28 protein-coding genes, 1 tRNA gene and 1 other RNA gene are annotated in these 26150 nt (G+C 67.9%); 10 read left to right on the top strand and 20 right to left on the bottom strand.

The genetic code is table 11. From position 1 onward, the window contains the following. Window positions 1–28 precede the first annotated feature (28 nt). Window positions 29–125, bottom strand: an RNA gene (ffs, locus tag OHA10_RS13470) — signal recognition particle sRNA small type. Window positions 126–231: 106 nt separating this feature from the next. Between ffs and OHA10_RS13465 the strand changes: the two genes are divergently transcribed. Next, a complete protein-coding gene (locus OHA10_RS13465; RefSeq protein WP_371406533.1) occupies window positions 232–1047 on the top strand; it encodes a TIGR03620 family F420-dependent LLM class oxidoreductase in 816 nt (271 codons plus the stop codon). Here the strand turns inward: OHA10_RS13465 and OHA10_RS13460 are convergent. Continuing rightward, complete coding sequence (locus OHA10_RS13460; protein ID WP_371406532.1) at window positions 1024–1548, bottom strand: GNAT family N-acetyltransferase; 525 nt, start codon at window positions 1546–1548, stop codon at window positions 1024–1026. The genes OHA10_RS13465 and OHA10_RS13460 overlap by 24 nt on opposite strands. An 81-nt stretch (window positions 1549–1629) precedes the next feature. Between OHA10_RS13460 and OHA10_RS13455 the strand changes: the two genes are divergently transcribed. After that, a tRNA-Ser gene (locus OHA10_RS13455) sits at window positions 1630–1717 on the top strand. A 51-nt stretch (window positions 1718–1768) separates the two neighbouring features. Here OHA10_RS13455 and OHA10_RS13450 read toward each other — a convergent pair. From OHA10_RS13450 to OHA10_RS13435, 4 genes are all read right to left on the bottom strand, one after another. Next, a complete protein-coding gene (locus OHA10_RS13450; RefSeq protein ID WP_371406531.1) occupies window positions 1769–2914 on the bottom strand; it encodes an RNA polymerase sigma factor in 1146 nt (381 codons plus the stop codon). Next, window positions 2911–3321, bottom strand: coding sequence for a YciI family protein (locus OHA10_RS13445; protein WP_371406530.1), 411 nt, complete (start codon window positions 3319–3321; stop codon window positions 2911–2913). Before OHA10_RS13445 ends, OHA10_RS13450 begins: the two co-directional genes overlap by 4 nt. A gap of 15 nt (window positions 3322–3336) precedes the next feature. Further along, window positions 3337–3771 carry a VOC family protein gene (locus tag OHA10_RS13440; protein ID WP_371406529.1) on the bottom strand — a complete coding sequence of 145 codons (435 nt, stop codon included), beginning with the start codon at window positions 3769–3771 and terminating at the stop codon, window positions 3337–3339. Window positions 3772–3844: 73 nt separating this feature from the next. Beyond that, window positions 3845–4327 carry a phosphotransferase gene (locus OHA10_RS13435; RefSeq protein WP_371406528.1) on the bottom strand — a complete coding sequence of 161 codons (483 nt, stop codon included), beginning with the start codon at window positions 4325–4327 and terminating at the stop codon, window positions 3845–3847. A gap of 380 nt (window positions 4328–4707) precedes the next feature. Here OHA10_RS13435 and OHA10_RS13430 point away from each other — a divergent pair, with 380 nt between their 5' ends. Then, window positions 4708–4920, top strand: a complete 213-nt coding sequence (locus tag OHA10_RS13430; protein ID WP_371406527.1) for a hypothetical protein — start codon at window positions 4708–4710, stop codon at window positions 4918–4920. Here the strand turns inward: OHA10_RS13430 and OHA10_RS13425 are convergent. Both OHA10_RS13425 and OHA10_RS13420 read right to left on the bottom strand, forming a co-directional pair. Further along, window positions 4897–5562 carry a response regulator gene (locus OHA10_RS13425; protein ID WP_371406526.1) on the bottom strand — a complete coding sequence of 222 codons (666 nt, stop codon included), beginning with the start codon at window positions 5560–5562 and terminating at the stop codon, window positions 4897–4899. The two genes, OHA10_RS13430 and OHA10_RS13425, sit on opposite strands and share 24 nt — an antisense overlap. Continuing rightward, window positions 5559–6353, bottom strand: coding sequence for a sensor histidine kinase (locus tag OHA10_RS13420; protein WP_371406525.1), 795 nt, complete (start codon window positions 6351–6353; stop codon window positions 5559–5561). The genes OHA10_RS13425 and OHA10_RS13420 overlap by 4 nt, the downstream gene beginning before the upstream one ends. Before the next feature lie 139 nt (window positions 6354–6492). Between OHA10_RS13420 and OHA10_RS13415 the strand changes: the two genes are divergently transcribed. From OHA10_RS13415 to OHA10_RS13405, 3 genes are read left to right on the top strand one after another with little or no spacing between them, the layout of a single operon-like run. Beyond that, window positions 6493–7200 (top strand): ABC transporter ATP-binding protein, encoded by a 708-nt coding sequence (locus tag OHA10_RS13415; protein ID WP_371406524.1) that lies wholly within the window; start codon window positions 6493–6495, stop codon window positions 7198–7200. Next, on the top strand, window positions 7197–9533 hold the full coding sequence (locus OHA10_RS13410) for an FtsX-like permease family protein (protein WP_371406523.1): 2337 nt from the start codon (window positions 7197–7199) through the stop codon (window positions 9531–9533). Before OHA10_RS13415 ends, OHA10_RS13410 begins: the two co-directional genes overlap by 4 nt. Window positions 9534–9550: 17 nt before the next feature. Further along, complete coding sequence (locus OHA10_RS13405) at window positions 9551–10300, top strand: methyltransferase domain-containing protein (RefSeq protein ID WP_371406522.1); 750 nt, start codon at window positions 9551–9553, stop codon at window positions 10298–10300. Here OHA10_RS13405 and OHA10_RS13400 read toward each other — a convergent pair. Genes OHA10_RS13400 through OHA10_RS13390 form a run of 3 tightly spaced genes read right to left on the bottom strand, consistent with a single transcriptional unit; the run spans window position 10276 to window position 13561 of the window. Next, window positions 10276–11085, bottom strand: coding sequence for a class I SAM-dependent methyltransferase (locus OHA10_RS13400; protein WP_371406521.1), 810 nt, complete (start codon window positions 11083–11085; stop codon window positions 10276–10278). The genes OHA10_RS13405 and OHA10_RS13400 overlap by 25 nt on opposite strands. Window positions 11086–11137: 52 nt before the next feature. Then, window positions 11138–12748, bottom strand: a complete 1611-nt coding sequence (locus OHA10_RS13395; RefSeq protein WP_371406520.1) for a LuxR C-terminal-related transcriptional regulator — start codon at window positions 12746–12748, stop codon at window positions 11138–11140. A gap of 27 nt (window positions 12749–12775) precedes the next feature. Continuing rightward, the gene (locus OHA10_RS13390) at window positions 12776–13561 is read right to left on the bottom strand and encodes a nitroreductase/quinone reductase family protein (protein ID WP_371407935.1); all 786 of its coding nucleotides are present in this window, start codon (window positions 13559–13561) and stop codon (window positions 12776–12778) included. Between the two features lie 211 nt (window positions 13562–13772). On the opposite strand from OHA10_RS13390, the gene OHA10_RS13385 reads away from it, so the two are divergent. After that, a complete protein-coding gene (locus OHA10_RS13385) occupies window positions 13773–14309 on the top strand; it encodes a TetR/AcrR family transcriptional regulator (RefSeq protein ID WP_371406519.1) in 537 nt (178 codons plus the stop codon). A 258-nt stretch (window positions 14310–14567) separates the two neighbouring features. Here OHA10_RS13385 and OHA10_RS13380 read toward each other — a convergent pair whose 3' ends face one another. The 7 genes from OHA10_RS13380 to OHA10_RS13350 form a co-directional block, all read right to left on the bottom strand. Further along, entirely contained in the window at window positions 14568–15479 is a 912-nt protein-coding gene (locus tag OHA10_RS13380; RefSeq protein ID WP_371406518.1) for a carbohydrate ABC transporter permease, read from the bottom strand. Further along, window positions 15472–16410 carry a carbohydrate ABC transporter permease gene (locus OHA10_RS13375; protein WP_371406517.1) on the bottom strand — a complete coding sequence of 313 codons (939 nt, stop codon included), beginning with the start codon at window positions 16408–16410 and terminating at the stop codon, window positions 15472–15474. Before OHA10_RS13375 ends, OHA10_RS13380 begins: the two co-directional genes overlap by 8 nt. Continuing rightward, window positions 16407–17681, bottom strand: coding sequence for an extracellular solute-binding protein (locus tag OHA10_RS13370; RefSeq protein WP_371406516.1), 1275 nt, complete (start codon window positions 17679–17681; stop codon window positions 16407–16409). The genes OHA10_RS13375 and OHA10_RS13370 overlap by 4 nt, the downstream gene beginning before the upstream one ends. A 179-nt stretch (window positions 17682–17860) precedes the next feature. Further along, window positions 17861–18442, bottom strand: a complete 582-nt coding sequence (locus tag OHA10_RS13365) for a hypothetical protein (RefSeq protein ID WP_371406515.1) — start codon at window positions 18440–18442, stop codon at window positions 17861–17863. Window positions 18443–18539: 97 nt separating this feature from the next. Beyond that, on the bottom strand, window positions 18540–18785 hold the full coding sequence (locus OHA10_RS13360; protein ID WP_371406514.1) for a hypothetical protein: 246 nt from the start codon (window positions 18783–18785) through the stop codon (window positions 18540–18542). Next, a complete protein-coding gene (locus OHA10_RS13355) occupies window positions 18782–19189 on the bottom strand; it encodes a hypothetical protein (protein ID WP_371406513.1) in 408 nt (135 codons plus the stop codon). Before OHA10_RS13355 ends, OHA10_RS13360 begins: the two co-directional genes overlap by 4 nt. 38 nt (window positions 19190–19227) lie before the next feature. Then, window positions 19228–20295, bottom strand: a complete 1068-nt coding sequence (locus tag OHA10_RS13350) for a substrate-binding domain-containing protein (protein WP_371406512.1) — start codon at window positions 20293–20295, stop codon at window positions 19228–19230. 76 nt (window positions 20296–20371) lie between these two features. On the opposite strand from OHA10_RS13350, the gene OHA10_RS13345 reads away from it, so the two are divergent. Further along, window positions 20372–20989: a DUF624 domain-containing protein gene (locus tag OHA10_RS13345; RefSeq protein ID WP_371406511.1), complete on the top strand. Its 618-nt coding sequence runs from the start codon at window positions 20372–20374 to the stop codon at window positions 20987–20989. A 63-nt stretch (window positions 20990–21052) separates the two neighbouring features. Further along, window positions 21053–22534 carry an MFS transporter gene (locus OHA10_RS13340; RefSeq protein WP_371406510.1) on the top strand — a complete coding sequence of 494 codons (1482 nt, stop codon included), beginning with the start codon at window positions 21053–21055 and terminating at the stop codon, window positions 22532–22534. A gap of 54 nt (window positions 22535–22588) precedes the next feature. On the opposite strand, the gene OHA10_RS13335 is transcribed toward OHA10_RS13340, so the two are convergent. Beyond that, window positions 22589–23149 (bottom strand): DUF3592 domain-containing protein, encoded by a 561-nt coding sequence (locus tag OHA10_RS13335; RefSeq protein WP_371406509.1) that lies wholly within the window; start codon window positions 23147–23149, stop codon window positions 22589–22591. After that, complete coding sequence (locus OHA10_RS13330; RefSeq protein WP_371406508.1) at window positions 23146–23535, bottom strand: hypothetical protein; 390 nt, start codon at window positions 23533–23535, stop codon at window positions 23146–23148. The genes OHA10_RS13335 and OHA10_RS13330 overlap by 4 nt, the downstream gene beginning before the upstream one ends. Before the next feature lie 148 nt (window positions 23536–23683). On the opposite strand from OHA10_RS13330, the gene OHA10_RS13325 reads away from it, so the two are divergent. Then, window positions 23684–26146 carry a Tex family protein gene (locus OHA10_RS13325; RefSeq protein WP_371406507.1) on the top strand — a complete coding sequence of 821 codons (2463 nt, stop codon included), beginning with the start codon at window positions 23684–23686 and terminating at the stop codon, window positions 26144–26146. Window positions 26147–26150 lie beyond the last annotated feature (4 nt).

Raw genomic sequence — 26150 nt, 5'->3', positions numbered from 1 at the left:
CGGACTCCTCACGACGCCAGGCCCCGGACATAAGGATTCCCCGCGCACCCGGAAGAGCTCACTTACCCTTGCTGCCTTCCGGCCCTGGGGGGGTTGGGCGAGATACCGCCACGCGGGGAACCAGCCACGAGTGTACGGGATCCCTCTCGCCAACCGGGAATCGGACTCCACCGCACACGCTCTGAGCGAACAGCCTGGCCGCCGGACCCGGTTCGGGCTCACTCTGGATGCGTGACGGATCATCAATTCGGCCCCTTCGGGATCACGACCGGGCTTGACAGCAGTGCTGAGTCGATTGCCGCGGCGCGGGCCGTGGAGGAGCTCGGGTATCCGGCGATCTGGCTGTCCGGCGGTCCGCTGCCCGGTCTGCAGACGATCGTCGATCTGGTCGGAGCGACGACCGCGATCAAGTTCGTCAGCGGGATCCTGGCGGTGTCGAAGTACAGCGCGGCGGACGTGAGCACGACGTACGCCGAGCTGGAGGCGACCGCGCCGGGGCGGTTCACCTCTGGACTCGGCGGAGCGCACGGGCCCAAGCCGATCGCCACGCTCAACTCGTTCTTGGACGAGCTGGACGTTCCCGTGGAGCGCCGGGTGCTCGCTGCGCTCGGTCCGAAGATGCTGGAGTTGGCTGCGGAGCGGACTGCCGGTGCCTACCCGTTCCTGACCGGTGCGGCGTACTCCGCCGAGGCGCGGAAGGTCCTAGGCCCGGACAAGCTCCTGGCGGTCGGCCACCTCGTCGTGGTCGAAACGGACGCCGAGCGGGCGCGGGCGATCGCGCGGGACACGATCAGCTTCTTCACGCGCATCCCGGGCTACATCGCGTCGTTCAAGCGGCAGGGGTTCGACGAGCGCGACCAGGCCGAGCTGCCTGACCACATGATCGACGCGTTGGCGGCGTGGGGCAGTCCGGCCGACATCAAGGCCAAGCTGACCGAGCACCTGGACGCCGGCGCCGACCACGTCGGGGTCAACGTGATCACTGGCGTGACCGGTCCCCAGCCGATAGAGCAGTGGCGGGCCCTAGCTCCGGCTCTGCTCGGGTAGCGGCTTCTCGTAGAGGCGGGCGACCGACTCCAGCTTGTCGTAGCGGTACGGGCGCTCCTCCCCGGTCGGCACGAACCCCTGCCGCACCCAGAACCCCGCGGCGACCTGTGCGTTGCTGTCCACGACGGCGAGGCGCAGCGTCCGGATCTCGGGCCAGTTGGTCGCCACGTACCGCTCGACGAGGCTGTACGTCGTACTGCCGTGGCCGAGGCCTTGGTGCTTGGCGTGGACCTCCAACAGGCCGACGAAGGCAGTGCGGTCGTTCGGGAAGCCTCTGAGCAGGTCAACGACCGCAACCAACTGGTCCGCTGCAAAGGCCCCCAGGACGACCTTCGACTCCTCCGGGAGGTCCTCCGGGCGCATCATCAGCAGACTCTGCGCGTCCGCCGGACCCGGCGGGTAGCCGGTGATCCGCTCGGTGTATCCGGGATCGGACTCGATCAGCTCCTGCAACGCGTCCACGTCCCCCGGCCCGACAGGCCGCAGTACCAGCTCGTCCATGCGCCTGACCCTAGACGAGCGGCTCCGAGGTCCACGCCCCGATTTCGGATTCCCCCATCCCCTTCGGTATCCTCTCCGCTTGGAGGATTCGCCTAGAGGCCTAGGGCGCACGCTTGGAAAGCGTGTTGGGGGCAACCCCTCACGAGTTCGAATCTCGTATCCTCCGCCACTCTTTGATGACGGACATGAGCTGAGGGCTGGTCGCGGAAGCGATCAGCCCTCAGCTGCGTAGTTGAGTGTTGAGGCGGGCGGCCTGGCGGGTCAGGTGTTCGCGTTCGGGGAGGTTGGGGGCGGCGCGGGCGGCTTCGGCGTACAGGCGGGCTGCTGTGGCTGGGTCGCCGGCGCGCTCGTGTAGATAGGCCGCCGCGGCGGTGTAGCGGGGCAGGGCGGGGTCCAACTCGGCCAAGGCGGTGAGGCCGGCCTGGGGACCGTCGGCTTCGCCTACTGCTACGGCGCGGTTGAGGCGGGCCACCGGGTTGTCGGTGAGGCGGACCAGTTCGTCGTACCACTCGACGATCTGGACCCAGTCGGTCTCCTCGGCCGTCTGGGCGTCGGCGTGGAGGGCGGCGATGGCGGCCTGGGCCTGGAACTCGCCCAGGCGGTCGCGGGCGAGGGCGGTCTGGAGTACGTCGACGCCCTCGGCGATCAGCTTGGTGTCCCACAGGCTGCGGTCCTGCTCTGCGAGGGGTACGAGGCTGCCGTCGGCGCGGGTGCGTGCCGGACGCCTGGCGTGGTGGAGCAGCATCAGTGCGAGCAGGCCGGCGACCTCCTCATGGTTCGTCCTGGCCGCCAACTGCCGGGTCAGCCGGATTGCCTCGGCGGCGAGGTCGATGTCGCCTGAGTACCCCTCGTTGAAGACCAGGTAGAGCACGCGTACCACCGTGGCGACGTCACCGGGTTGGTTGAACCGGACGCCGGAGACGATCCGCTTGGCGCGGCTGATCCGTTGGGCCATCGTTGCCTCGGGCACCAAGTAGGCCTGTGCGATCTGACGCGTGGTCAGGCCGCCGACCGCGCGCAGCGTCAGCGCCACGGACGATGCCGGAGTCAAAGACGGGTGTGCGCACAGGAAGTACAGCTGGAGCGTGTCGTCCAAGGCTTCGCCGGGCGCAGGTGTCGGCTCGGCCTCGACGCGTTCCTCGCGCTGGCGGCGGGAGTTCTCGGCGCGAGTCGCGTCGAGGAACTTGCGCCAGGCAACGGTCACCAGCCAGCCCTTGGGGTCCCGCGGCGGATCGTCCGGCCACACGCGGACGGCCTCGACCAGGGCGTCCTGTACGGCGTCCTCGGCCGGCGCGAAGTCGGCTCCGCGCCGTACGAGAACACCGATCACCGCGGGCACGAGGTCCCGCAGCAGTTGCTCGTTCACTCGGTGACCGTGGGCGGCTCGCCCCAGAACGGCCGTACCTCCAGCCATTCGTGCAGCGGCTTCCCGCCCGGCCCTGGGGCCGCCGACAGCTCGCTCGCCAGTTGTACGGCGCGGTCCCACGACTCCACGTCGATGACGTACCAGCCGGCGATCAGGTCCTTGGTCTCGGCGAACGGCCCGTCGGTCACGGGCGGCTGCCCCTCGCCGCCGTACCGTACGAACGCGCCCTCAGGAGTCAGCGCCTGCATGTCGACGAACTCGCCGCTCTCCTCGAGCCGAGTGCCGAAATCGCTCATGAACTGGATGTGCGCGCTGACCTCCTCCGGCGTCCACTGGTCCATCGGTCCGGCGTCGACGACGGGGGCCGGGCCGCCCTGGTAGTGCTTCAGCAATAGGTACTTGGCCATCAGATTCTCCCTGTCTCAGTTGAGCTGCTCGGCCAGGCCGATGATGACGCCCCCGAGGGCGCGCACGTAACAGAGCTTGTAGCTGTCGCCGTACTCGACGACTTCAGCGACCAGCTCGGCGCCGTGCTTGCGCAGCCGGGGCAGGAGCTCGTCGATGTCCTCGACCCGGTACATGACGCGGTGCATGCCGAGGATGTGGTACGGCGCGTTCTCCGGTACGGCGGGACTGGCCACAGGCTTCAGGTACTGCGACAACTCGAGCCGACCGTGCCCGTCCGGGACCCGCATCATCGCGATCTCGCACCGGATGCCCTCGATCCCGACCGTCTTGTCCGCCCACGGCCCCTCGACCTGAGTCCTCCCCTCCAACTCCAGCCCGAGCTCGGTGAAGAATGCGACGGCGGCATCCATGTCCTCCACGACAATGCCGACGTTGTCCATCTGGATCATGACGCTGGTTCTCCTAGCTCCTCGCGGCCTCTTACACACCCGGGACGAAGCCGCCACCCCGTTCTCGACATCCTCACCGAAGAATTTCTGGATGCCTTCGAAGAAACTCCAGATCGCGGAGATATCCGCTACCGTGGCGCCAGGGCTCGGCCTGCTCCCACTGGGCCCGCCATCCGGGCCGGTCCTCAGCGGCCCAGATCCGCATCGTGTCGTAGGCCGCCTCGATCCTGGCGGGAACGATCGCCAGTAGCTCCTCCCACTGAGCCGGGGTGCAGCCGTACCCGTCACGCAGAGCCGCCAGCCGCTCAGCCGCGAGCGGCCTGACTTCGGGCGGCCAACCCATCGGTCCGAGATTCTCGGGAGCGGCGAGAGGTACGAGCGTGTAGGCGAGATACGCCAGGTCCCACATCCGTGGACCGGGCGCAGCGGTGTCCCAATCGACGAACGCAACCACCGATCCGTCGTCAGTGATCATGTTCCAAGGAGCCGTGTCGTTGTGGCAGATGACCTCGGGCGGACCAGCCGGGACCGGTGACGCCTGCCAGCCGCCCGCCACGGGAGCCCATCCTTCAACGGCGTCGTGGTAGCGACGTAGGAGTCCTGCCGCGCTTACCACCAGTCGAACATCCGTGAGGTCTGTGCTCGCGGAGTCGCCGGGGATCAAAGAGAGGATCTCGCGCCCGTGCTCGTCGATGCCCAGAAACCTTGGCGCACCGTCGAATTCAGAGTCCTCGAGATGCCGTAACAACTCATGCACCGCCGGCGACCACGGACCGACCGGACGCCTCACGGTGGTACCTACGCGAAGGACCTCGTTCACCCCGCCTGGCAGCCGCTCCGGCTGGTCACTCTCGCTCGTCGCCATCGAGCGATGGTGTCACGTGTGCGCGGTCGCGGCCTGAGCGACGATGGCGTCTCGCCGCCGCAGAGGTTGCGGTGGAGCAACTCGACTTGACGGGCTGCTTCATCGGCGGGCTCGCCACGCGCCCAGACGAAGCCATTGACGATGGGCTGGTTGAACTCGTCGCCGCCGAGGGGGCGGAGCGCGGTACCTGTTCGGCGACCAGCCTGGTGACGGTCGACTTGCCGGCGGCGGGCATTCCGGTCACCAGGAAGCACGGTGGGCTAGTCATCTCGGCCTCCGGGTGAGACGAGGCCGGTTTCGTAGGCCAGGACTACGGCTTGGGCTCGGTCGCGGAGGGTTAGTTTGGCGAAGATGCGGGCTACGTGGGTTTTCACGGTTGCCTCGCTGAGGGCCAGTTCCGTGGCCAGCTCGGCGTTGGACAGGCCTTGGCCCATCAAGGTGAGGACCTCCAGTTCGCGCGGGGTCAGGCTGGTCAGGTCGCGGTGGATGGCGGGTTGGGGCGCGGATGGGACGGCGAAGCGTTCTACGAGGCGGCGGGTGATGGACGGGGCCAGGAGCGCGTCGCCGGTGGTGACCAGGCGTACTGCGGCCGCCAGGTGCTCCGGCGTCACATCCTTGAGCAAGAAGCCGCTGGCGCCGGCGGCGAGTGCGGCGTACACGTAGCGGTCGAGGTCGAAGGTTGTGAGGATCAGGACGCGGCAGTCGGTCGGACCGGCCAGGATCCGGCGGGTGGCCTCGAGGCCGTCCATGACGGGCATGCGGATGTCCATCAGGACGACGTCCGGCTGCAGGCGTCGTACGGCGTCAACCGCCTCGGCACCGTCCGCGGCCTCGCCGACCACTTCGATGCCGCGGGCTTTGAGGATCATCTGGAAGCCGGTACGCACCAGGGCCTGGTCGTCCGCGATCACCACTCGAGTCGTCATGGGCGCTCCAGCGGGAGCTTGGCGCGGACCCGGAAGCCGCCGCCCAGACGTCGGCGCGCATCCAGATCGCCGCCGTACACGCCCACCCGCTGCTTCAGCCCGAGCAGACCGCGTCCGTCGCCCCCAGGCGCCGGCGGCCGACCACCGGTCAGAATGCTCGGCCCGCTGTTGAGGATCTCCACCCGCAAAGCGTGCGGTGCGTATCGGACTGTCACCTCAGCCTTCACGCCGTCGCCGTGCTTGAGCGCGTTCGTCAGCGCCTCCTGGATGATCCGGTACGCCGTCACGTCGACGCCGGTCGGGAGCGGTCGGGGGTCTCCGGAGACCCGCACTTCGACTGGGAGTCCAGCAAAGGCGATCCGATCGATCAGCTCACTCAGGCGGCTGAGACTCGGCTGTGGCGACAAGGCCTCGTCGTCCTCACCTGACGCCTTCGGGGCGAGCAATCCGAGCAGATGGCGCAGTTCCGCCATAGTGTCGCGACCTGCGGCTTCTACAGCGAGTAGAGCTGCCTCCGCCTGCTCCGGCTCGGCGGCCAGGACCTGACGCGCTGCCCCGGCCTGGATGACCATGACGCTGACGTTGTGGCTCACGATGTCGTGCAGGTCGTGCGCTATCCGCGCCCGCTCGGCGTCGACCGCGCTGCGGGCGGCTGTCTCCCGTTCACGCTCCAGCAACCACCCACGTTCCTCCAGCGCTCGGGTATGGGCACGCCGCGCCCGGACGAGCGCGAACGCGAGCAGACAGGCCAGCACGGCCAGTACCACGACGAGCAGCCACAGGGTGATCACACTGCCCACTGTCCCAAAGCTGTTCGGCAAAACGCATCATCCGCCGGACCCACGCCGTACATCTGCAGGATGACGGGCCGCGGCGATTACCTCGGCAGGCTGACGCCGGCGGTGCTGGAACGGCCCTAGCGTGAGCAGCATGACGGAGGACGTAGGCAACGAACAGGCGGTCGTACGGCTCACTGGCGTACGCAAGGAGTACGGCGAATCGGTCGCGCTCGACGGAGTGTCGCTGGAGATCCACGCCGGCGAGGCAGTGGCGGTCATGGGACCGTCCGGCAGCGGCAAATCGACACTGCTCAGCATGGTGGCCGGCCTGGACCGGCCGACGTCAGGAGCCGTCGTGGTGCACGGCGACGATCTGGGGTCGCTGAACGAGAAGGGGCTGGCACTGTTCCGCCGCCGCCGGATCGGCATGATCTTCCAGTTCTTCAACCTGCTGGACGACCTGTCTGCTCTCGACAACGTCGCTCTGGCCGCACAGCTGACCGGTACGTCGGCCCCGCATGCACGGAAGCGTGCACTCGAGCTCTTCGAGGAGCTGGGCATCGGCGACCGCCGCAACACGTATCCGGCCCAGCTGAGCGGCGGTGAACGCCAGCGTGTCGCGGTAGCTCGCGCACTGATGAACCGTCCGGCGATTCTGCTCGCGGACGAGCCCACTGGTGCACTCGACACCCGCGCCGGCGAGCAGGTGATGGACCTCCTGCTGGACCTCAACCAGATCGGCCAGACGCTGCTGCTGGTGACACATGACCAGCAGCTCGCAACGCGGTGCGCCAGCCGGGTCATCGACTTCGTCGACGGGCAGATCGCCGGCGAGCGCAGTCTGGAGCGTACGTCGTGAGCGCCGTCTGGCCGGTGTCGCGCGCAGCGGTACGCCGGCGCCGTGTGCAGACCGTGGTGATCGGTGTCGTCGTACTGCTGTCCACCACGATGATCGTGGTCGCACTGGGCTTGCTGGCCGCGTCAAGCGGTCCGTTCGACCAGGCGTACTCGCGACAGAGCGGTGCACACCTGGTGGCGTCGTACGACCCGAGCAAGGTCAGCGACAGTCAGCTGACCAAGGCGGCGTCAGCCGCCAAGGCGTTCGCCGGTCCGTTCGCGATGGCGACGCCGGACCTCGGCTCCAGCGGGAAGTTCGGCGAGTCGGAGTCTCTGGTGACGGTCGGACGGGCAGATCCGGGTGGACCGGTCGACCGCCTCAACTTGTGGAAGGGGCGCTGGGTCGACAAGCCGGGTGAGATCGTGCTCAACCGGAATCCCACCGCGTCCGAGGGCCGCGGGTCACCGACTCTGGGATCGACGATCAGCATGGCGGGTCAGACGCTGACGATCGTCGGGTTCGCGTACAGCGTGAGTCAGTCGGCGGATGCCTGGGTCGTACCGGCGCAGATGGCGTCGCTGAAGCCGACAGCCACCCAGATGCTGTACCGCTTCGCTCAGGCCGCGACCAACGAGCAGGTGACCGCCGGTCAGACCGCAGTGACGTCCGGACTGCCGTCTGGCGCGTTGGTGGGCACTCAGTCGTACCTCGGCCTGCGTGCACTCGCCACAGGTGAGCCGAACACGTTTGTGCCGTTCTTGATGGTGTTCGGCTGGCTGGGGCTGGCGGTGGCTGTGCTGATCGTGGCGAACGTCGTCAGTGGTGCTGTGGTCGCCGGCTTCAAGCACATCGGCGTACTGAAGGCTCTGGGGTTCACGCCGACACAGGTGATGGCGGTCTACCTGACAATGATCTCCATCCCGGCGATCATCGGGTGTGCGGGCGGTGTTGTGTTGGGCAATGTGCTCGCAGAGTCCTTGCTCACAAAGGCTTTCGAGAACTATGGCGCCGAGGGCATGACGGTGCCGATCTGGGTCGACGTGGTCGTCGTGTTCGGCGTACCGGTGCTGGTGGCGCTGTCTGCTCTGCTGCCCTCGCTGCGCGCGCGGAGTCTGTCGGCAGCTGAGGCGATCAGCGCGGGCAGCGCACCGCGGGCCGGCCGTGGGCTGCGGGTGCAGCGGTGGCTCAGCGGTACCCGGTTGCCACGGTCGGTGTCTCTTGGGCTGGGGCTTCCGTTCGCACGGCCTGCCCGTACGGCGTTGACGCTGGCGGCCGTCGTACTCGGGGTGACCAGTGTGACGCTAGCGGTGGGGCTAGGGAAGTCGCTGACGGAGTACCAGACTGCAGCGAGTCGAGTGGATGCCGTGGACGTGTCGCTGTTCGCGCGGCCGGCTGAGGTTGGGCCGGGGCCGGCCCCGGACGATCCTGAGGCGCCGCCGGCTCCCAAGCTGAGCGATGCGGCGGACGAGGCGTTGGTGCGGTCGACGCCGGGCGCGGTGTCGGTGACGGCGAGTACGAATCTTCCGATGCGGCTGGCCGGGACCAGTACTGACCTGCAGGTGTCGTTCTATCGCGGGGACTTCCAGCAGCTCGGCTATCGGATCCTCGACGGGCGTTGGTTCGACGGTCCGGGGCAGGTGGTCGTCTCTGAGCGGTTCTTGCGGCAGCGTGGGCTGGCCGTCGGCGACACCATCACGCTTCAGTCGCAGGGGAAGACTGTCCGGGCGCAGATCGTCGGGAAGGCGATGTACAACTCAGGCGACGAGGTGCTGTCGAACTGGCAGACACTGGCGCTGGTAGCGCCGTCGCTGCGGGCGTCGCTGTACGAGGTCAACGTCAAGCCGGGCACCGATCTGGACGCCTTCGTGCAGGCCGTGCAGAAGGGCGACCCAGGTCTGATCGAGACCGACGGGCAAGAGGCGGGCACCTTCGTCGCGATCGTGCTGGCGACCGTCGTACTGCTCACTCTGATGCTCGGGACCGTGGCCGCGCTGGGTGTCTTCAACACCGTCATCCTCAACACCCGCGAACGCCGCCGCGACCTCGGCATGCTCAAGTCGATCGGCATGACCCCCGCCCAGGTCACCGTCATGGTCGTCACCTCGATGGCCGCGCTGGGCGCCGTCGGCGGTGTGCTGGGTATCCCGCTGGGCATCATCGCGCACCGCCTCGTCGTACCGGCGATGGCCAACGGCGCCCAGGTGGCGATCCCGGCGTTCATGCTCGACGTCTACCCGTGGTCCCTCCTGGCCCTCCTGATCCTCGCCGGCATCCTCATCGCCGCCGCCGGCGCCTACTTCCCCGCACGCTCAGCAGCCCACACCACCATCGCCAAGGTCCTCCACAACGAATGAGCACCCATGATGGGGGCATGGACGAGGTGCTCGCAGGTAATCGGGTGGTTTGGGAGCGGGCCTCGGAGAAGCATGTTCGGGAGTACGACGAGTTGCTCGATGAAGCACGGAGGGACGGGCTGCTGTTCTCGCGCGAGCTTGAGTTGCTCGGGCCGGTGCTCGCCGAGGAACCGGCGGTGGTGCATCTGCAGAGTGGGCACGGGTTGGACGACATCGGGCTGCTCAAAGCCGGCGCGCGAAGCGTCGTCGGGATCGACTACAGCTCGGTGGCCGCGGGGGCGGCGCACCGGCGGGCTCGGGAGTTGGGGATGGCTTGTCGGTACGTCGTGGCCGAGGTGCCCGGCGTACCGCTGCGGGATGGATGTGCGGATCTCGTCTACACCGGCAAGGGTGCGTTGATCTGGATGCGGGACCTCGACGCGTGGGCTCAGGACATCGCGCGGGTACTGCGGCCCGGCGGCCACCTGTTCATGTACGAAGCGCACCCGGCCGTGCCGTTGTGGACCTGGGACGAGGACCAGCCGCGGATCCGGCCGGACCGTAGCTACTTCGCCGAGTCGCACGTCAACGACACCTTCCCCGGCAACGGCGCCCGTGAATGGCAGTGGAACCTCGGCCAGATCGTCACCGCGATCACCGCAGCCGGCCTCCACCTCGAAACCCTCGAGGAGTACGCCGAACCGTTCTGGCGACCGCAGGACGACACGAACGCCGCCGCCTGGTCCGGCCGCCTCCCGAACTCCTACGCGCTACTGGCCCGCCGCTGACCCCGAATCACCAAGTACTCGGCCGGCAGGACCAAGCCGGATCCAGAAGAAGTGTTGTTCCGCTCGAAGAGCTCGACCAAGTCATCCCGAAGCGCCGGCCACCGAGAGCCGAGCGCCTCGCGAGCGAGCACCACCGGCCCGAACTGCGTCGCATAACAATCCACCGCCTCGACGATCGAGGGATGGCGGATCATCCCCGTCTCGCGACGGAACGACAGCTCGATCCCGTCGAGCAGCGATCGCACCGTGTCCTCCGATCCCCAGGCCAGCGGCGGATCGACGTACTCCGGAGCCGGCGGCAGATATCCACCCACCACGCGGAAGAACTCCCCGATCGTCCCTTCCGGCGTCCACGCGCACACCCCGAGGCGGCCGCCCGGTCGCAGTACGCGAACCATCTCGCCGGCCACGACCTCGTGACGCGGCGCGAACATGCACCCGAAGCTCGACAGCACCACGTCGAAGCTGTCGTCCGGGAACGGCAACTCCTCGGCATCGCCTTCGACCCAGTCGATCCCGAGCCCTTCCCCACGCTCACGAGCCTTCGCCAGCATCGCCGGCGTGAGATCAAGACCGGTCACGCGAGCACCGGTCCGCGCCGCTGGAATCGTGGCATTCCCCGTCCCACAAGCGACGTCCAGCACGTCCTCACCAGACCGCACGCCCAGCCCATCCACCAGCCGTTGACCGACCTCGTACAGCCCCTCCACGCGCATCATCGCGTCGTAGTCGCCGGTGGCCCACGTCGTCCGGACAGACTCCTTGTACTGCGCCAACCTCTCCACGCCACCACAATCAACCAAACGCAACCCCGGCCGCGTCGCCCAAACAGGCCATCTAGAGCAAACCCAGCCCCGCCGCACGCGACACCGCTGCCGCCCGGGTCGAGCAGTCGAGCCGGGCGAAGATGTTCGCCACATGCCTGTGCACGGTGTGCTCGCTGATCACCAGCTGCCCGGCGATCTCCCGGTCGCCGAGTCCGTCGGCGATCAACCGCAGTACGTCGAGCTGACGCGCGCTCAGGACCGGTGGACCGACCAGCCCGAGCGCCACCAACACCTCGACCTCGTCCGGCCGCGGCATGGGGATCGCCGTCATCGCAGTACGAGCCTCGCGGCGGGCAGCTTCGGTCCGACCGAGCGCTACCAGACTCCGAGCCAACTCCAACCGGGCGTGCGCGGCTTCGAACGGAGCCAGACCCTCATAGAGATCGACCGCCTCCTCAAGACAGGAGCACGCCTCCTCGTACTCGCCACGACCCGCGGCACAGATGCCCTGCGCGAACCGCGCCGCCGCGCGAAACGGCCGTGTCCGCAGCACATCCGCGATCGAGCAGAACTCGACAAGATGAACTGCCGCCGCCTCGTGATCCCCCAACGCCGCGTCGGCCCGGACCAGCAACTCCAATGGCCAGGCTCGACTGACCGAACCTGCCGGGATCCGCCGCAACATCCGTTCCAGTACGTCGCGCGCAGCCGCCGGATCGCCCCGGTCGAGGCTGAGCTCGGCCAACCCACGCTTCGCCAGCGGATGCCACGAGACCTCGTTGAACAACGCCTCCGCCTGCCCGACCTGCCCTTGCCGCCGCCGCAGCTCCCCAAGACGTACGACCGCCTCGGCCCGCCAGTACGGACGCTTCACCGTGAGGTCCTCGTGCGCCTCGATCAGCTCCCGCTCTGCCCCGACCCAGTCGCCATGCCAACCGAGAATCGCCGCGTAGTGCGCCCGGCACACGCCCGTGACGAACCGCGCTCCCATCCGCCGGCTGAACTCCTGCACCCGCAGGCACCACTGCGCCCCGCGCTCATAGTCCCGGATCTCCTCGCAGGCCGAGATCAACCGGCAACATGTCCAGGCCGCCGGCGCGAGGTTCTCGTATTCCCCGGCGAGCGCGGCCGCCGTCGCCTCGTCCAGACACCGCATGCCCTGCTCGACAGCGCCTTCCTCCACCAATGCAAGGCCTTTGGTGGCGAGACTGAACATCTCCAGATCAACCGCCCGATGCCGGCGACCCAGATCCTGCGCCTGTACGGCGAGCTCGCGTGCCCGAGCCGTGTCATGCCGACCAAGCGCAGCATGTGCCTCGAACACCCGGAGCCAACCGAGCTCCGGGCACGACCCGACCTCTTCGAGCAGCCGGGCGGCCCGGTTGAACCAGCCCTCGGCCACCGCCCCGGCACCGTGAAACTCGTTGTGATCGTCCCCAAGCCACAACGCCATCCTGGCCGCGGCCCGCGCGTCATCAGCCTTCCGGTACAGGCGATACGCCTGCTCCCGCGCCTCCAGACACGCCGGCACATCCTCCAGCCACCACGTCGCCCAGCTCAGTCCTTCGAGCGCCTCGGGCGTCTTCGTGGTCTCGAGCGCCAGCTCGAACTGACCGCGAGCGGCCGACCAGGCTCCGCGTGTCAACGCAGCCCGGCCGGCCGCCAGGAAGTCCTCGGTCATGATCCCGACCGTAGACCGGCGCAAGCCTCAGAGGTACGGCAGAAGCTCTGCCTCCTCGCGATCCAGATGTGCGTTGAGCTGGGCGATCAGCTCGTCGACCTGAGGCAGGATCTCCGCGGCCGGAGTCGTGGCCAATCGCTCCAGCTCCTCCAGCAGTACGGCGATCTTGTCGTGCTCGGCCTGCAGTACGGCGATCACGCCGGCCAGCTCCGGATGCTGCTGCAGCAGCGAGGGGAAGAGGCCGGTCGACTCGCCGGTGTGGTGATAGTGCAGGCCCTGGCACGCCGTCAGGCAGTTGATCCGGAGCTGCGCGCCCAGCGTGCCGGACTTCGCGACCTCGGCCCGGATCAGGGAAAGCTCACGCCGGAAGGCCGCGTGGATGATCTTCAGCGCGTCGGCGAACGATCCGCGCTCGGCACCGGGTGGTGGACCCGGTCGCTGCACCAGTGCGACGACCGGGATGGTCCGGGTGGTGCGGGCCTGGTACTCGCCCCACCCCGGATCAGCCTCGACGAGACGGGCGAAGACCTCGTCACGCTCGGCGCCACGCAGTACGACCGCTGTGGCGGGATAGGTGAACAGCCCGAGGTCGACACTGACCTCGGGATCGGCGAGCAGGTTGCGGTACCAGGCCGGGTGGTCGGGACTGCCGCCGGCGGAGCCGACGACGAGCACCCGGTCGCGATCCGGGTAGTACCCCAGGATCACGGTGCGCGGCTGCCCGGAGCGCGCGCCAGTTGTTGTCAGGAGCAACAACCTGGAGTTCTCGAAGGGACCGCCGACCTGGCCGGCGTTCGCCCGGAACTCGTCGATGAGCTGTGCGGTGAAATCGTTCAGGATTCGCTTCTCTCTGGTGTCGTGAAAGGAAAAACAGACGGGGAGAGAAACGCCCGGTGGTGCCCGCGCCGCGCTCAGAACGCAGCCGGGACCCCAACTCGTGAATGGCTGGAAGCAGCCGACCCGGCAGTCACGCCGCGATCGTACCCAACCCGGCGGGCCGACCCAAGCAGGAGACAATGTCTACGTGACACTGCCCGATCGGCTCGTTCAAGCCGGCGTCGAACTCCTCGAGGAGGAGGGCCTCGCCGATCTCACCCTGCGCGCGATCGCCCGCCGCGCCGGAGTCTCGCACGGCGCACCCCGGCGCTACTTCCCCACACACAACGCCCTGCTGGCAGCGATCGCGGCCACCGGCCTCGCCGATCTCGCCGCGCGACTCGAGCCCGCCGACGGGTCACCGCCCGAGGACCAACTGGTCGACGCCGCCCGCAGGTACCTCGACTTCGCCGCCGAGCGCCCCGGCATGTTCGACCTGATCTTCCGTCACGACCTGCTGGCCGGGGCCGGGGGCAACCTCCGCGCGACCTCGCTCCCGCTGTTCGCGACCTTCGTCGACCTCGTCGCCGAGCTTCACCCCGCCGAGGCCGAACTCCGCGCCACCGCCCTGTGGACAAACCTGCAGGGCCTGGCCACCCTCCGCGCCACCAACGCCCTCGAGTTGCTCGGCACAACCGACCTCGACCCGATGATCCGGTACGTCGTCCGCGCGCACACCGGCTGAATCCTCACCGAACGTCGCCGTGCGCATGCAAAACGTCGTACATCGCGCGGAGTTCGGCAAATCAATTCAGGAACTAGCGAAAAAACCTCATGAATGCTGTAACGGCGGGCACACTGCGCCGATAAACCGGACGAGTGACCCAGTGGGGGGACTACGTGGGAAGCTCCGGTGTTTCTTCGGGACCACCGCATGTGGAGGGGGCCTCGCAGGTGCTCACCCGGGGCGGGGTGAGCACCTGTTCGAGGATCCGGGCCGGTTTCAGCCCTTGATCCCGACGTTCGCCATACCTTCGACGAAGCGTTTCTGGGCGAACACGAACAGCACGATCATCGGCAGCGTCGCCAGCGCCGTACCGGCCATCAGGTACGGCCACTGAATCTCCGCCGGGTTCTGCGAGAAGATCGCCAGACCGAGCTGCAGCGGACGCATCTCGTCCGACGTCGTGATCATCAGCGGCCAGAGGAAGCCGTTCCAGGCCGCCTCGATCTGGAACACCGCGATCGTGATCAGGGCCGGCTTGATCAGCGGCGTCATGATCCGCAGGAAGATCCCGAACTCGCTGAGCCCGTCCACCCGGGCCGCCTGGGCCAGCTCGTCCGGCAGCGACACATAGAACTGCCGGGCCAGGAACGTGAACAGCGGCGCCGCGCCGAGCGGGATGATCAGACCCCACCACGAGTTCAGCCAGCCGATACCGCCGTGGCCGAGGATGTTGTTGCCGCCGAACAGCGGGATCGACTTCACGATCATGAACAGCGGCACCAGGATGATCTGGAACGGCACCAGCAGCAGGATGATGAAGTAGTTCAGCAGCGACTTGCCACCCCGGATCGGCGCCTTGGCCAGCGCGTACCCGGCCATCGTGCAGACGACGAGCGTGAACGCGGTCTCGCCGACCGCGATGAACAGGCTGTTGCGGAAGTACCGCAGGAACGGCGCGGTGTTCATCGCCTCGACGAAGTTGTGCCAGCGCAGCTCCCCGGGCAGCCAGTTGAACTGCTGCACCTCGAGGTCGCTCTTGAACGAGGTCAGCAGCATCCACAGGAACGGCGTGATCATCAGCAGCGCGCCGACGACGAGGACGACGTACAAGGCGATCCGTCCCGGCCGGATCGACGACGGCCGGCGGCTCACGGTGGTGCCGGCCGAGGGCAGCGCAGCGCTAGTCATTGGTGTCCGCCTTCTGGAGCAGGCGCCCGATTCCGATGAAGGCTGCGATCACGATCATCATGATCACGGTCTCCGCGGACGCGTAGCCGAGTTTCAGGTCCTGGAACGCGTTCTGGTAGATGTCGAGCACCAGCACGCGGGTGTCACTGCCGGGTCCGCCGCGCGTCATCACGTACACCAGGTCGAACACCTGGAAGGTGCCGACGATCGACGTGATCAGCACGAAGAACTGCACCGGGCCGAGCGACGGCCAGGTGACGTTGACGAAACGCTGCCAGCGGCTGGCGCCGTCCAGGTCGGCCGACTCGAGCAGGTCGCGGGAGACACCCTGCAGCGCGGCCAGGTAGATGATGATCTTGGTGCCGAGGCCCTGCCAGATACCGACCACCATCAGCGACGGCAGCGCGGTCGCCGGGTCGGCCAGCCAGCGGTTCGGGGCGAACCCGAACAGGCTGAGGAAGCCGTTCGCCAGGCCGGAGCCCGGGTTGTAGATCCACAGCCAGATGGTCGCGATGGCAACGGTCGCCGTCACCGTCGGGATGTAGAACGCGGTCCGGAAGAAGCCGAGGCCGCGGATCTTCTGGTTCAGCCCGACCGCGACCGCGAGGCTGATCGCCATCGAGAGCGGGATCACCACGATCGCGTACAGGACCGTGTGCCACAGCGAGGCCTGGAAGTCGACGTCGCGGGCGAGGTCCGCATAGTTGCCGAACCCGACCCAGGACCAGGTGTCACCGAAGCTGTAGTTGGTCAGGCTGAGGACCAGGACCGCGATCACCGGGATCACGATGAAGACGCCGGAGTGCAGCAGGGCCGGCGTGAGCAGGGCCCAACCGGTGCGCTTCTGACCCTTGAGCAGCGTGCCGGTGTCCTTGGCCGTGGGGACGTTGCGCGAGGTGTCCAGTGCTGGACGTTCAAGAGTTGTGCTCATCGGGACTGTCCTGCCAGGTTGTGCAGCACCTTGGCGGGATCCTTCTGACCGAGGACCGCCTGGGTGAGCTGGATGTCGAAGTTGCCGCGCATCTCGAGCCAGTTGGACGGCACCTCGTTCTCGTTCGCGGCGTACTGCAGGCCGTTCGCGGTGAAGTTGCTCAACGGGTTCGACTGCGCCTGCGGCGAGTTGCCGGCGTCCTTGTAGGCGGGGATCTTCTTGTTCAGCTTGGCGATCGCGTCGAGGGTCGGCTTGTTGACCATGGTCTGGATGAAGGCCCAGGCCGCGTCCTTGTGCCGGCTGCGGGACCCGATCGAGGCCAGGTCGCCACCGACGTACTCGATCTCCTTGCCGCTGTCGAAGCGGAAGAACTTCAGGTCGTCGCAGTTCTTCTTGCCGATGCCCTTGTCCGAGCAGTCGACGGCGCCGTTGACGATCCCCATCGCGGCCTCACCAGTCAGCACCAGAGGTTGCTGGGCAGCGTTGGTCTGTCCGTACGGCTGGACGTTGTTGATCATCGACTTGATCCACAGCAGCGTGTCCAGGCCGGCCTTGTTGTCGAAGTTCGGTTCGCCGCCGACGTACAGCGGCGTACCGGTCGAGGCCAGGAACGTCGTGAACGACTGCCGGAAACCGGTCGCGGAAGCGAGGTCGAAACCGCTGCGGGTGATGTTCCCGTCCTTGTCCCGCTTGGTCAGCTTCTCGGCCGCGACCTTGATCTCGGCCAGCGAGGTCGGCGGCTTGTTCGGGTCGAGACCGGCCTCGACGAACGCGCTCTTGCGGAGCGCGACCGCCCGGGCGTCGGCGAGCAGCGGGTAGGCGTACAGCTTCTTGTCGTACGTGACCGCCGGGATCAGCGCCGGGGTGCTCTTCTCCTTGATGAAGTCCGGTGTCACGCCGTACTTGCCCAGGTCCTCGAAGATGTTCTTCGACGCGAACGGCTGGACCCAGCCGACGCCGGTGACCATCACGTCGTACGGGATCCCGGCCGCGATCGAGGTGGCCAGCTTCTCGTTCAGGTTGTTGTACGTCGCGAAGTCCGGCTCGACCTTCATCTTCGGATAGGTCTTGTGGAACTCGTCGACGACGTTCTGGAACGCCTCCCGCCCCTTCGTGCTGGGCGGGAACGACGGGATCAGCACCCGCAACGTCCCGGTCGCCTCGGCCGGCGGTACGCCGTCCGTACTCTTGTCGATCACCCCGCTGCCACAACCGCTGACCACCACGCTGAGCGCAGCCGCCAACACGGTCAGTCCCACACCTCGTCTCACAGGGGAACTCCTTCGCTGCCTGTTCCAGCCGGGGGCCCGCGACCCCTCAAGTGCAGCGAAAGTATGGGAAAGGGCTTTCCTCGTCAATACCTCACCGCTCGAACGATCACATTCGATCAAGACCGGAACCTGAGCGATCAACGTTTCGGCGCTCGGCGGCCGACGGTTCGGGCTCGGGTTCAGCGTTGGGTTTCCGGCGCTTGCCGCTGGACCGCCGGAGCGGTCGCTCCCGCACCCCGCGCACCCTGCCGCTCCGCGCTCAACCGACTGGCCGACGCCAACGGCGGCCCGGACAGCCCGGCCCGAGCCGCAGCCGCAACATCAGGCGGCAAGGCCGGAGCTGCCGGGGATGCCGGAGTCGGTGCCGAGGGTGCGGGCGGCTGGGGTCCGTCGCCGCGTTCGAGGTAAGCGGTTCGCTGCTGTTCGGCGCCGCGCTGGACCTGCTGGTTCGGCGCCGGCATCTGCCACTGCTTCTTCAGCCGGCTGACCATCTTGGATCCCTCGGCGGCGGCCTGCATGCCGACCGTGCGGCGGCTCTCGGCATCCGCGCTCTCCGGAAGTTTCGCCACCTTCGCGAATCCGGCGTTCATCGCCGCCGCTATCCGCGCGACAGCTTGGTCCCGCTGGTCCGGCGGCATCAGCTCGGGCAGCCGGCTGGCGTCGTACATCGCCTCGGCAGCCACCTTGAACTTCTGATCGGCAGGTACGACGGCCAGCCGTCCGATCAGCTCGTCGCGCTGCACTCCGGTCTTCCGCTCCATGATCTCCGCGAAGCCTTCGACCGCGGGTGTGAACTCCTGGTAGACCTGAGCACTCTTGACGTCCTTGATGCCTGGCGCGATCTGATCGATCCCGAGCTCATCGAAGGTCGGCCTTGTCCTGAAGATGTACCCGCGTGTTCCGGAACATTTCCTGGAGCCGCTCGTCCACATGGCGCGGGTTGTACGAGATCGAGTGGTCGCAGTTCGCCGTACCACCGAGCTTGCTCTCGCGGCCGATCGGCGTCCCGTACCGACCGTTCCAGGACGAATGATGAGCACCCGAGATCCGCACGGCAGCCTTCGCCTGCTCGCGCATCAGCTCCCGGAAGCTGGTGACCTTCATCGCATGAGCCGCAACGCACCTATCAGCATCACGAGCGTGTGCTCCAACGAGCCGATCGCCTGTTCCTCCTCAGGCATGGCGGCCTCGAGTCGCTCCAGGGCCTGGACACCCTCCTCTGCGCGGGCCAGGCGCTCGGCCGTCGTGCCGTCGTCCCGGTCGGCCTCGGCGTAGATCCGGCGGGCCTCCATGATGACCTCGGACGGAGGTTCGCCGGGCCCCTGGGCGACGACGTACTCGATCCCCTCGATCTCCATCTGCGCGATGTCGCGGTCGTCCTCGTCGTCGATCTGTTCGGCGAGCGCTCGCAGTCGAGCGATGTCGGCGGTCAGGTCGACGCCGTTGCGGCCGTTGAGGATGACGTCGGCGACCTGTTTGTACTCGACCTCGAACTCGGCGTACTCCATCGCGCGCTCTCCCGGGTGCCGGTGTAGTCCTCTGGATTTTAACCGGGCACCAGGATGCCGGGGGCGCCGCACGAGGTGCGGATGTTGAGGGTTGGAAGGAGGCTGAGGTGCTGGGTCGGGGTGGTGGGCGACTGGAGTTTGCGGAGCAGGAGGTCGCAGGCGGTTTCGCCCAGCGCTCGGCGGGCCGGTGAGATCGCGGTCAGGGGTACGACGGCCAACGACGCGGTGACGTCGTTGTACGCGATGACGGCCAGGTCCTCGGGGACGCGGAGACCGAGTTCCATCGCGCGTTCGACCAGGCGGGCGCCGTGTTCGTCGGAGTGGACGAGGACGGCGCGGGTGCCGAATGACTCGCATTCGGCGAGAAAGGCGTCGAGTTGGGCGATGGCGCCGGGGTCGTCGCCGCGCATCGGGAGGTCGACGGGTGAGAGGAACACCTCGACGCCGAGCGCCTTCGCGGCCTTCTCGATGCCGCTGCGGAGCCAGTACGCCGTGACCGTGGCCTGCAGGTTGATCGCGATCCGGCGATGACCGAGCGCGACGAAATGGCGCAGCGCCAGCATCGCGCCGTACGCGTGATCGGTGCGGACGTGGTCGTACTCGCGGTTCACGTGCGGGAACCCGAACGCCCGCTCCATCAGCACCACGGGTACGTCGATCTCGTCCAGCCTCGAGTCGAGCCGGTCCGCGTCGCCGTCGCCGAGCGCGGTGCTGATCAGCAGGCCGGCCACGCCGATGCCGAGGACCTTGTCGATCCGGTCGCGCTCCATCGTCGCGTCGTACCCGGAGACGCCGAGGACCAGGCGTGCGCCGTACCGGTCGGCCATCGCCTCGGCGCCGCGGATCACGTCGGAGTAGTACGACGCCGCGCTCGGGACGATGATGCCGATCGTGAGCTGACTCCCGCGGGCGCCCTGGTCGGCCGTGCCGGTGCCGATCGCGCCGCCGTGCACGCGGCGGAGCAGGCCGGCGGAGTCCAGTTCGGCCAGATCCCGGCGTACTGTGATCGCGGAGACGCCCAGCTCGGCCACCAGATCGGCCACCCGGAGCCGGCCGTGCCGCCGCAGGCTCCGCAGGATCAGCTCGTGGCGCTCCTGTGCAAGCATGCGGTCCCCTGATCTTCGCGTGATTGTTCGTGATCATACGATCAAGGGACGCCCGGACGGAACGAGGAGGCGATCGGTGCAGAACGCCAACCGGACGAACACCGTGCTCAGCAAGTTGTCGGTGGTGGGCGACCTGCTCATGCTGCAACTGGTGTTCCTCGTGCTCAGCCTGGGCATCATCACGCTCTTCCCGGCCGCTTTCGCGCTGCAGCGGGTGCTGGCGGACGCGATCAGCCAGGACAAGCCGAAGCTGCTGCGACGGTACTTCGGGGAGTTCCGCTGGGCGATGAAGCACTTCTGGCTGTCTGGATTCGGTCTGTACGCCGGTGCGGTGCTGCTGGCCTTCGGCATCTCGTTCTGGGCGTTCGCGGCCGGGCCGATGCGGGTGTTCGCGCTGGTAGTGCTGATTCCGCTGACCGGGATGATCCTCGGGCTCTACCTGAGCGGTCTGGCGATGCTGCCGCAGGCGGGTGAGGACGCGACCATGAAGACGGTGTTCCGGTCCGCCAACCTGTTCCTGCTGCGTCGGCCGTTGCCTGTGGCCGGTGGGGTCGTCGTACTGCTCACCTGGTTCGCACTGGCGGCGACGGTTCCGACACTGCTCGTCGTCGGGTCCGGACTGGTCCCGGCGCTCACGGCGTACACGCTGTCTCGGCCGCGTCGCGAAAAAACTTCTGAAGACGTGTCAATCTGAGCTCCGCCAGTTCGACGTATGGGTGTAAGGCCCCTAAACGACGAACTGCAAGGAGACCTCGAGATGTACGCGACGACCGACACCCTGGCGACTACGCCGGCCACGCAGGGCGGCCGCTCGCGCTGGCTGGCTCTGTACACCCTCTGCGCGGGCATGTTGATGATCGTGCTCGACGTGACCGTGGTGAACGTGGCCCTGCCGGCCATCCAGGACGACCTCGGCTTCACCAGCTCCTCGCTGGCGTGGGTAGTGAACGCTTATCTGATCGCCTTCGGCGGCCTGCTCCTGCTGGCCGGCCGACTGGGCGACCTGCTCGGCCGGCGCAACATCTTCACCGCCGGACTGATCGTCTTCACCGCCGCCTCCGTGCTGTGCGGGCTGGCGCAGACGCAGGAGATGCTCGTCATCGCCCGGTTCATCCAGGGCGTCGGCGGTGCGCTGACCTCCGCGGTGATCCTCGGCATGATCGTGACGCTGTTCCCCGAACCGCGGGAGCAGGCCAAGGCGATCGGCGTGTACGCGTTCGTCGCGTCCGCCGGCGGCTCGATCGGTCTGCTGGCCGGTGGCGTCCTGACGCAGGCGATCAGCTGGCACTGGATCTTCTTCGTGAACCTTCCGCTCGGCGTCCTGACCGCAGTACTCGCAGTGAAGCTGATCGAGAAGGACAAGGGTCTGGGGATCGGCAAGGGCACCGACGTACCGGGTGCTGTGTTGATCACCGCGGCGCTGATGGTCGGTGTGTTCACCATCGTCAAGCCGGCTGCTGAGCTCGGCTGGACCGCTCCGCGGACCCTGGCGCTGGCTGCGGCGACCCTGGTACTGCTGGCCGGCTTCATCGTCCGTGAGGCGACTGCCGCCAACCCGCTGGTGCCGCTGCGGATCTTCCGCTCCAGGACGCTGACCGGTGCGAACCTGATCCAGGCGCTGTCGGCCTCCGGGATGTTCGGCATCTTCTTCCTCGGTTCGCTGTACCTGCAGCGGGTGCTCGGGTACGACGCTCTGGAGATCGGACTGGCGTTCCTGCCGACGACCGTGGTCATGGGACTGCTGTCGGTCAAGTACTCCGAGAAGCTGGTCATGCGCTTCGGCCCGCGCCGCCCGCTGATCGCCGGACTGTCCCTGATCGTCGTCGGACTGGCGCTCTTCACCCAGGCGCCGGTCGGTGGCAACTACTTCGTCCACGTACTCCCGGTGCTGGCGCTGCTGGGCCTCGGTGGGGGCATCTGCTTCCCGGCGCTGATGGGCCTGTCGATGGCGGACGTGAAGCCGGAGGACGCCGGCCTCGCATCCGGCCTGATCGGCACCATGGGCGAGGTAGGCGCCGCCCTGGGCCTGGCCATCCTGGCCACCCTCTCCGCCACCCGCACCGCCACCAGCACCAAGCCCGCCCTCCAGGCCCTGACCGACGGCTATCACTTCTCCTTCGCCGTAGCCGCCGCCATCGTCGCCGCCGCCGTAGCCATCGCCCTCACCGTAATGCGCCAGCCGAAGCCGCAGCCGAAGGCCGAGGAAACCCCCGACCCCATCCTCTGCGAAGCCGCCTGACCCCCACCCGAACTCCCCGGCGACCCCCACGGTCCCGGGGAGTTCGTCGTTCGCTTAGAGGTGTTGTGCCGGAGCGTCGGAGTACCACTGCCACCACGCAAGCCCACGGCGACGAGCTCCGACGGTCAGGAGGACCATGGCCGCCAGCACGAGGATCGAGCCGCCGGCGATCAGCCCGATGTTGATGCGCGGCGTCTCCTTGTCTGCGGTCCACTGCTCCGCGTCGACGACCGCCAGCACAACCGATGGGTCGGCAGGTCGATACACCAACTGCAGTGGCATCGCGTATCGGGTGCCGGGGGCTGGTGATTGCAGGCCCTCCGGCATGCCTTGGCGGTCGTCCTCCTCGTTGTCCAGAACAGCGTGGACCCGCTGACCGTCGGCGGCCGGGAAGTCGACCTGCACCTCCTCGATGAACGGGCTGCCCTTGCCGGGCAGGACGTCGACCTTCACCGACGTCGCGGTCGCCCGCGCACCTGAGTCGAGCAGCTCCTGACCAAGTCTTTCGCGGGAGGTGAACTCGGCCAGACCGAGCACCCCGACGAGCGCGAGCACAAGCGCCGGCACACCGAGCCAGGTCGGTCCACGCCCCGGCCAGTCGATACGGCCACTCATCCAGAAACGCCAGAGGTGCGCCGCCTACGGACAGCGGCACCGATGATCGAGAGGATGGCTGTCAGTGCGACTGCGAGCAGGATGCTGTGTGGGCGGTTGAAGAAGTACCTGAGCAGAACGAAGGCTCCTCCGGTCATCAGGACGAACATGACGGACTCGCTCAGGACGGGATGGGTGCGCTCCCACGTGTCGAGGCGCCGTCGGGTCGCGTCCGGGGCGATGCCGGACGGAAGCATCAGTGTGGCGAACCAGACTGCCCAGACGATGTTCTCGAGGTTGTGGTCGACGACTGCCCTCACGATGAGGATCAGCGAGACAACTATCTGGATCGCGCGCCGCAGTGGTGTCGGGTCGTAGGACTCGACGTACTGCTTGAACTGCCCCATGTGGTTCCTCCCCTGACTGGATGATCGCATGGGGTTGTCCACAGGTGGGGTGGGACGGGTTTCGGGGTGGGGGGTGGGATGGGGAAGGATATGGAGCCCGGCCGGGGCAGAATGTTCGGCGGGTTTGTCGGTAGAGGGGAATCGGACAGTGGTGGTGCAGTCGATCGAGCGGCGGATCGCGGACGAGCTCGAGGTGGGTGAGAACCAGGTGCGGGCGGCGGTGGCGTTGCTCGACGAGGGATCAACCGTCCCGTTCATCGCGCGGTACCGGAAAGAGGTCACCGGCGAGCTCGACGACGCGCAGCTGCGCACGCTCGAGGAGCGCCTGCGGTATCTGCGTGAGCTCGAGGAGCGCCGGCAGACCGTGCTCGAGTCGATCGAGAGCCAGGGCAAGCTCGACGACGCGCTGAAGGAGCAGATCCTCGCCGCGGACACCAAGTCCCGGCTCGAGGACATCTACCTGCCGTTCAAGCCGAAGCGCCGGACCAAGGCGATGATCGCCCGGGAGAACGGTCTGGAGCCGCTCGCCGACGGCCTGATGTCCGACCCGGACGTCGAGCCGTTCGCCGCGGCCGCGGTGTTCGTGAACGCGGAGGTGCCCGACCCGCAGGCCGCGCTCGACGGCGCCCGCGCGATCCTGGTCGAGCGGTTCGCCGAGGACGCCGACCTGATCGGCGAACTGCGCGAGCGCCTGTGGGAGCAGGGCCGGCTGGCCTCCACCGTGCGGGAAGGCAAGGAGACCGACGGCGCGAAGTTCTCCGACTACTTCGACTTCGACGAGCCGTTCACGAAGATGCCGTCGCACCGGATCCTCGCGCTGTTCCGCGGCGAGAAGGAGGACGTGCTGACGATCTCCGTCGAGCCGCTGCCGGCGGGCGTCGAAGTCGACGGACCGACGGAGTACGAGACGACCATCGCCCGCAAGGTCGGCGTCGAGAACCAGGGCCGCCCGGCCGACAAGTGGCTGGTCGAGACGGTCCGCTGGGCCTGGCGGACGAAGATCCTGGTGCACCTCGGCATCGACCTGCGGATGCGTCTGCGACAGGTCGCCGAGGACGAGGCGATCCGCGTGTTCGCGGCCAACCTGCGCGATCTCCTGCTGGCCGCCCCGGCCGGCACCCGCGCGACGATGGGCCTCGACCCGGGCTTCCGCACCGGCGTGAAGGTCGCGGTCGTCGATGCCACCGGCAAGGTCGTCAACACCGGCGTCATCTACCCGCACGTCCCGCAGAACCAGTGGGACAAGTCGATCGCCACCCTGGCAGCGCTCGCCGCCGCCCACAACGTCGAACTAATTGCCATCGGCAACGGTACGGCGTCGCGCGAGACCGACAAGCTCGCCGGTGAACTGATCGCCAAGCACCCCGAGCTGAAGCTCACCAAGGCCGTCGTCTCCGAGGCCGGCGCGTCGGTCTACTCGGCGTCCGCGTTCGCCTCCCAGGAGCTGCCCGGGATGGACGTGTCGCTGCGCGGCGCGGTCTCGATCGCGCGCCGGTTGCAGGACCCGCTGGCCGAGCTGGTGAAGATCGACCCGAAGTCGATCGGCGTCGGCCAGTACCAGCACGACCTCCCGGAGAACTCGCTGTCCCGCTCCCTCGACGCGGTCGTCGAGGACTGTGTGAACGCGGTCGGCGTCGACCTCAACACCGCGTCCGCGCCGCTGCTCACCCGGGTCTCCGGGATCACGCCGGGGCTGGCCGACAACATCGTCCAGCACCGCGACGTCAACGGGCCGTTCAAGTCACGTACGGCGCTGCGCGAGGTGCCGCGCCTCGGCCCGAAGGCGTTCGAGCAGGCGGCCGGGTTCCTCCGGATCCCCGACGGCGACGACCCGCTCGACCAGTCCAGCGTGCACCCGGAGGCCTACCCCGTCGTACGCCGGATCCTCGACGCGACCGGGTCGGACGTGAAGTCGCTGATCGGGTCGTCGGAGCTGAAGCGGCTGAAGGCGGCGGACTTCGTCGACGACATGTTCGGTCTGCCGACCGTCACGGACATCCTCGCCGAATTGGAGAAGCCGGGGCGTGACCCGCGGCCGGCGTTCAAGACCGCGGTGTTCGCCGAGGGTGTGGACAAGATCGCGGACCTGAAGCCGGGGATGCGGCTGGAGGGTCAGGTCACCAACGTGGCCGCGTTCGGTGCGTTCATCGACATCGGTGTGCACCAGGACGGGTTGGCGCACGTGTCCGCGCTGTCGAAGAACTTCGTGAAGGACCCGCGCGAGGTGGTCAAGCCCGGCGACATCGTCAAGGTCAAGGTGCTCGAGGTCGATATCCCGCGCCAGCGGATCTCCCTCACGCTGCGCCTCGACGACGAGCCAGGCGCCGGCGGCGGACGCCCCGGCGACCGCGGCGCCCGGTCTGGCGGAAACCAAGGCGGCCAAGGCGGTCGCGCCCAAGGCCGCCAGGGCGGTCAAGGCCGAGGCGCCTCCAATGAGCAGGGCCGTGGCCCAGGCGGATCAGGCGGTCGTGGTGGCCAGGGCGGCCGCGGCGGGAACCGCGGGCCCGGTGGTCAGGGCGGCCAGAGTCGTGGCGGCAAGCAGGCCGAGACCCCGATGGACGAGACGTCACTCGCCGAAGCCTTCCGGAACGCCGGATTCACCGTCCGCTGACGAG

This window comes from Kribbella sp. NBC_00662, assembly GCF_041430295.1.
Classification (GTDB): domain Bacteria; phylum Actinomycetota; class Actinomycetes; order Propionibacteriales; family Kribbellaceae; genus Kribbella.
The sequence above is the reverse complement of the archived record's forward strand: the minus strand, read 5'-3'. Positions and strand labels throughout refer to the sequence as shown.

What these genes read in the sequence shown, in the direction of transcription:
- OHA10_RS13460 (WP_371406532.1), bottom strand. Translation starts at nt 1,548, where the DNA reads ATGGACGAGCTGGTACTGCGGCCTGTCGGGCCGGGGGACGTGGACGCG.
- OHA10_RS13445 (WP_371406530.1), bottom strand. Translation starts at nt 3,321, where the DNA reads ATGGCCAAGTACCTATTGCTGAAGCACTACCAGGGCGGCCCGGCCCCC.
- OHA10_RS13440 (WP_371406529.1), bottom strand. Translation starts at nt 3,771, where the DNA reads ATGATCCAGATGGACAACGTCGGCATTGTCGTGGAGGACATGGATGCC.
- OHA10_RS13425 (WP_371406526.1), bottom strand. Translation starts at nt 5,562, where the DNA reads ATGACGACTCGAGTGGTGATCGCGGACGACCAGGCCCTGGTGCGTACC.
- OHA10_RS13415 (WP_371406524.1), top strand. Translation starts at nt 6,493, where the DNA reads ATGACGGAGGACGTAGGCAACGAACAGGCGGTCGTACGGCTCACTGGC.
- OHA10_RS13405 (WP_371406522.1), top strand. Translation starts at nt 9,551, where the DNA reads ATGGACGAGGTGCTCGCAGGTAATCGGGTGGTTTGGGAGCGGGCCTCG.
- OHA10_RS13395 (WP_371406520.1), bottom strand. Translation starts at nt 12,748, where the DNA reads ATGACCGAGGACTTCCTGGCGGCCGGCCGGGCTGCGTTGACACGCGGA.
- OHA10_RS13380 (WP_371406518.1), bottom strand. Translation starts at nt 15,479, where the DNA reads ATGACTAGCGCTGCGCTGCCCTCGGCCGGCACCACCGTGAGCCGCCGG.
- OHA10_RS13375 (WP_371406517.1), bottom strand. Translation starts at nt 16,410, where the DNA reads ATGAGCACAACTCTTGAACGTCCAGCACTGGACACCTCGCGCAACGTC.
- OHA10_RS13365 (WP_371406515.1), bottom strand. Translation starts at nt 18,442, where the DNA reads ATGGAGCGGAAGACCGGAGTGCAGCGCGACGAGCTGATCGGACGGCTG.
- OHA10_RS13360 (WP_371406514.1), bottom strand. Translation starts at nt 18,785, where the DNA reads ATGAAGGTCACCAGCTTCCGGGAGCTGATGCGCGAGCAGGCGAAGGCT.
- OHA10_RS13355 (WP_371406513.1), bottom strand. Translation starts at nt 19,189, where the DNA reads ATGGAGTACGCCGAGTTCGAGGTCGAGTACAAACAGGTCGCCGACGTC.
- OHA10_RS13350 (WP_371406512.1), bottom strand. Translation starts at nt 20,295, where the DNA reads ATGCTTGCACAGGAGCGCCACGAGCTGATCCTGCGGAGCCTGCGGCGG.
- OHA10_RS13340 (WP_371406510.1), top strand. Translation starts at nt 21,053, where the DNA reads ATGTACGCGACGACCGACACCCTGGCGACTACGCCGGCCACGCAGGGC.
- OHA10_RS13335 (WP_371406509.1), bottom strand. Translation starts at nt 23,149, where the DNA reads ATGAGTGGCCGTATCGACTGGCCGGGGCGTGGACCGACCTGGCTCGGT.
- OHA10_RS13330 (WP_371406508.1), bottom strand. Translation starts at nt 23,535, where the DNA reads ATGGGGCAGTTCAAGCAGTACGTCGAGTCCTACGACCCGACACCACTG.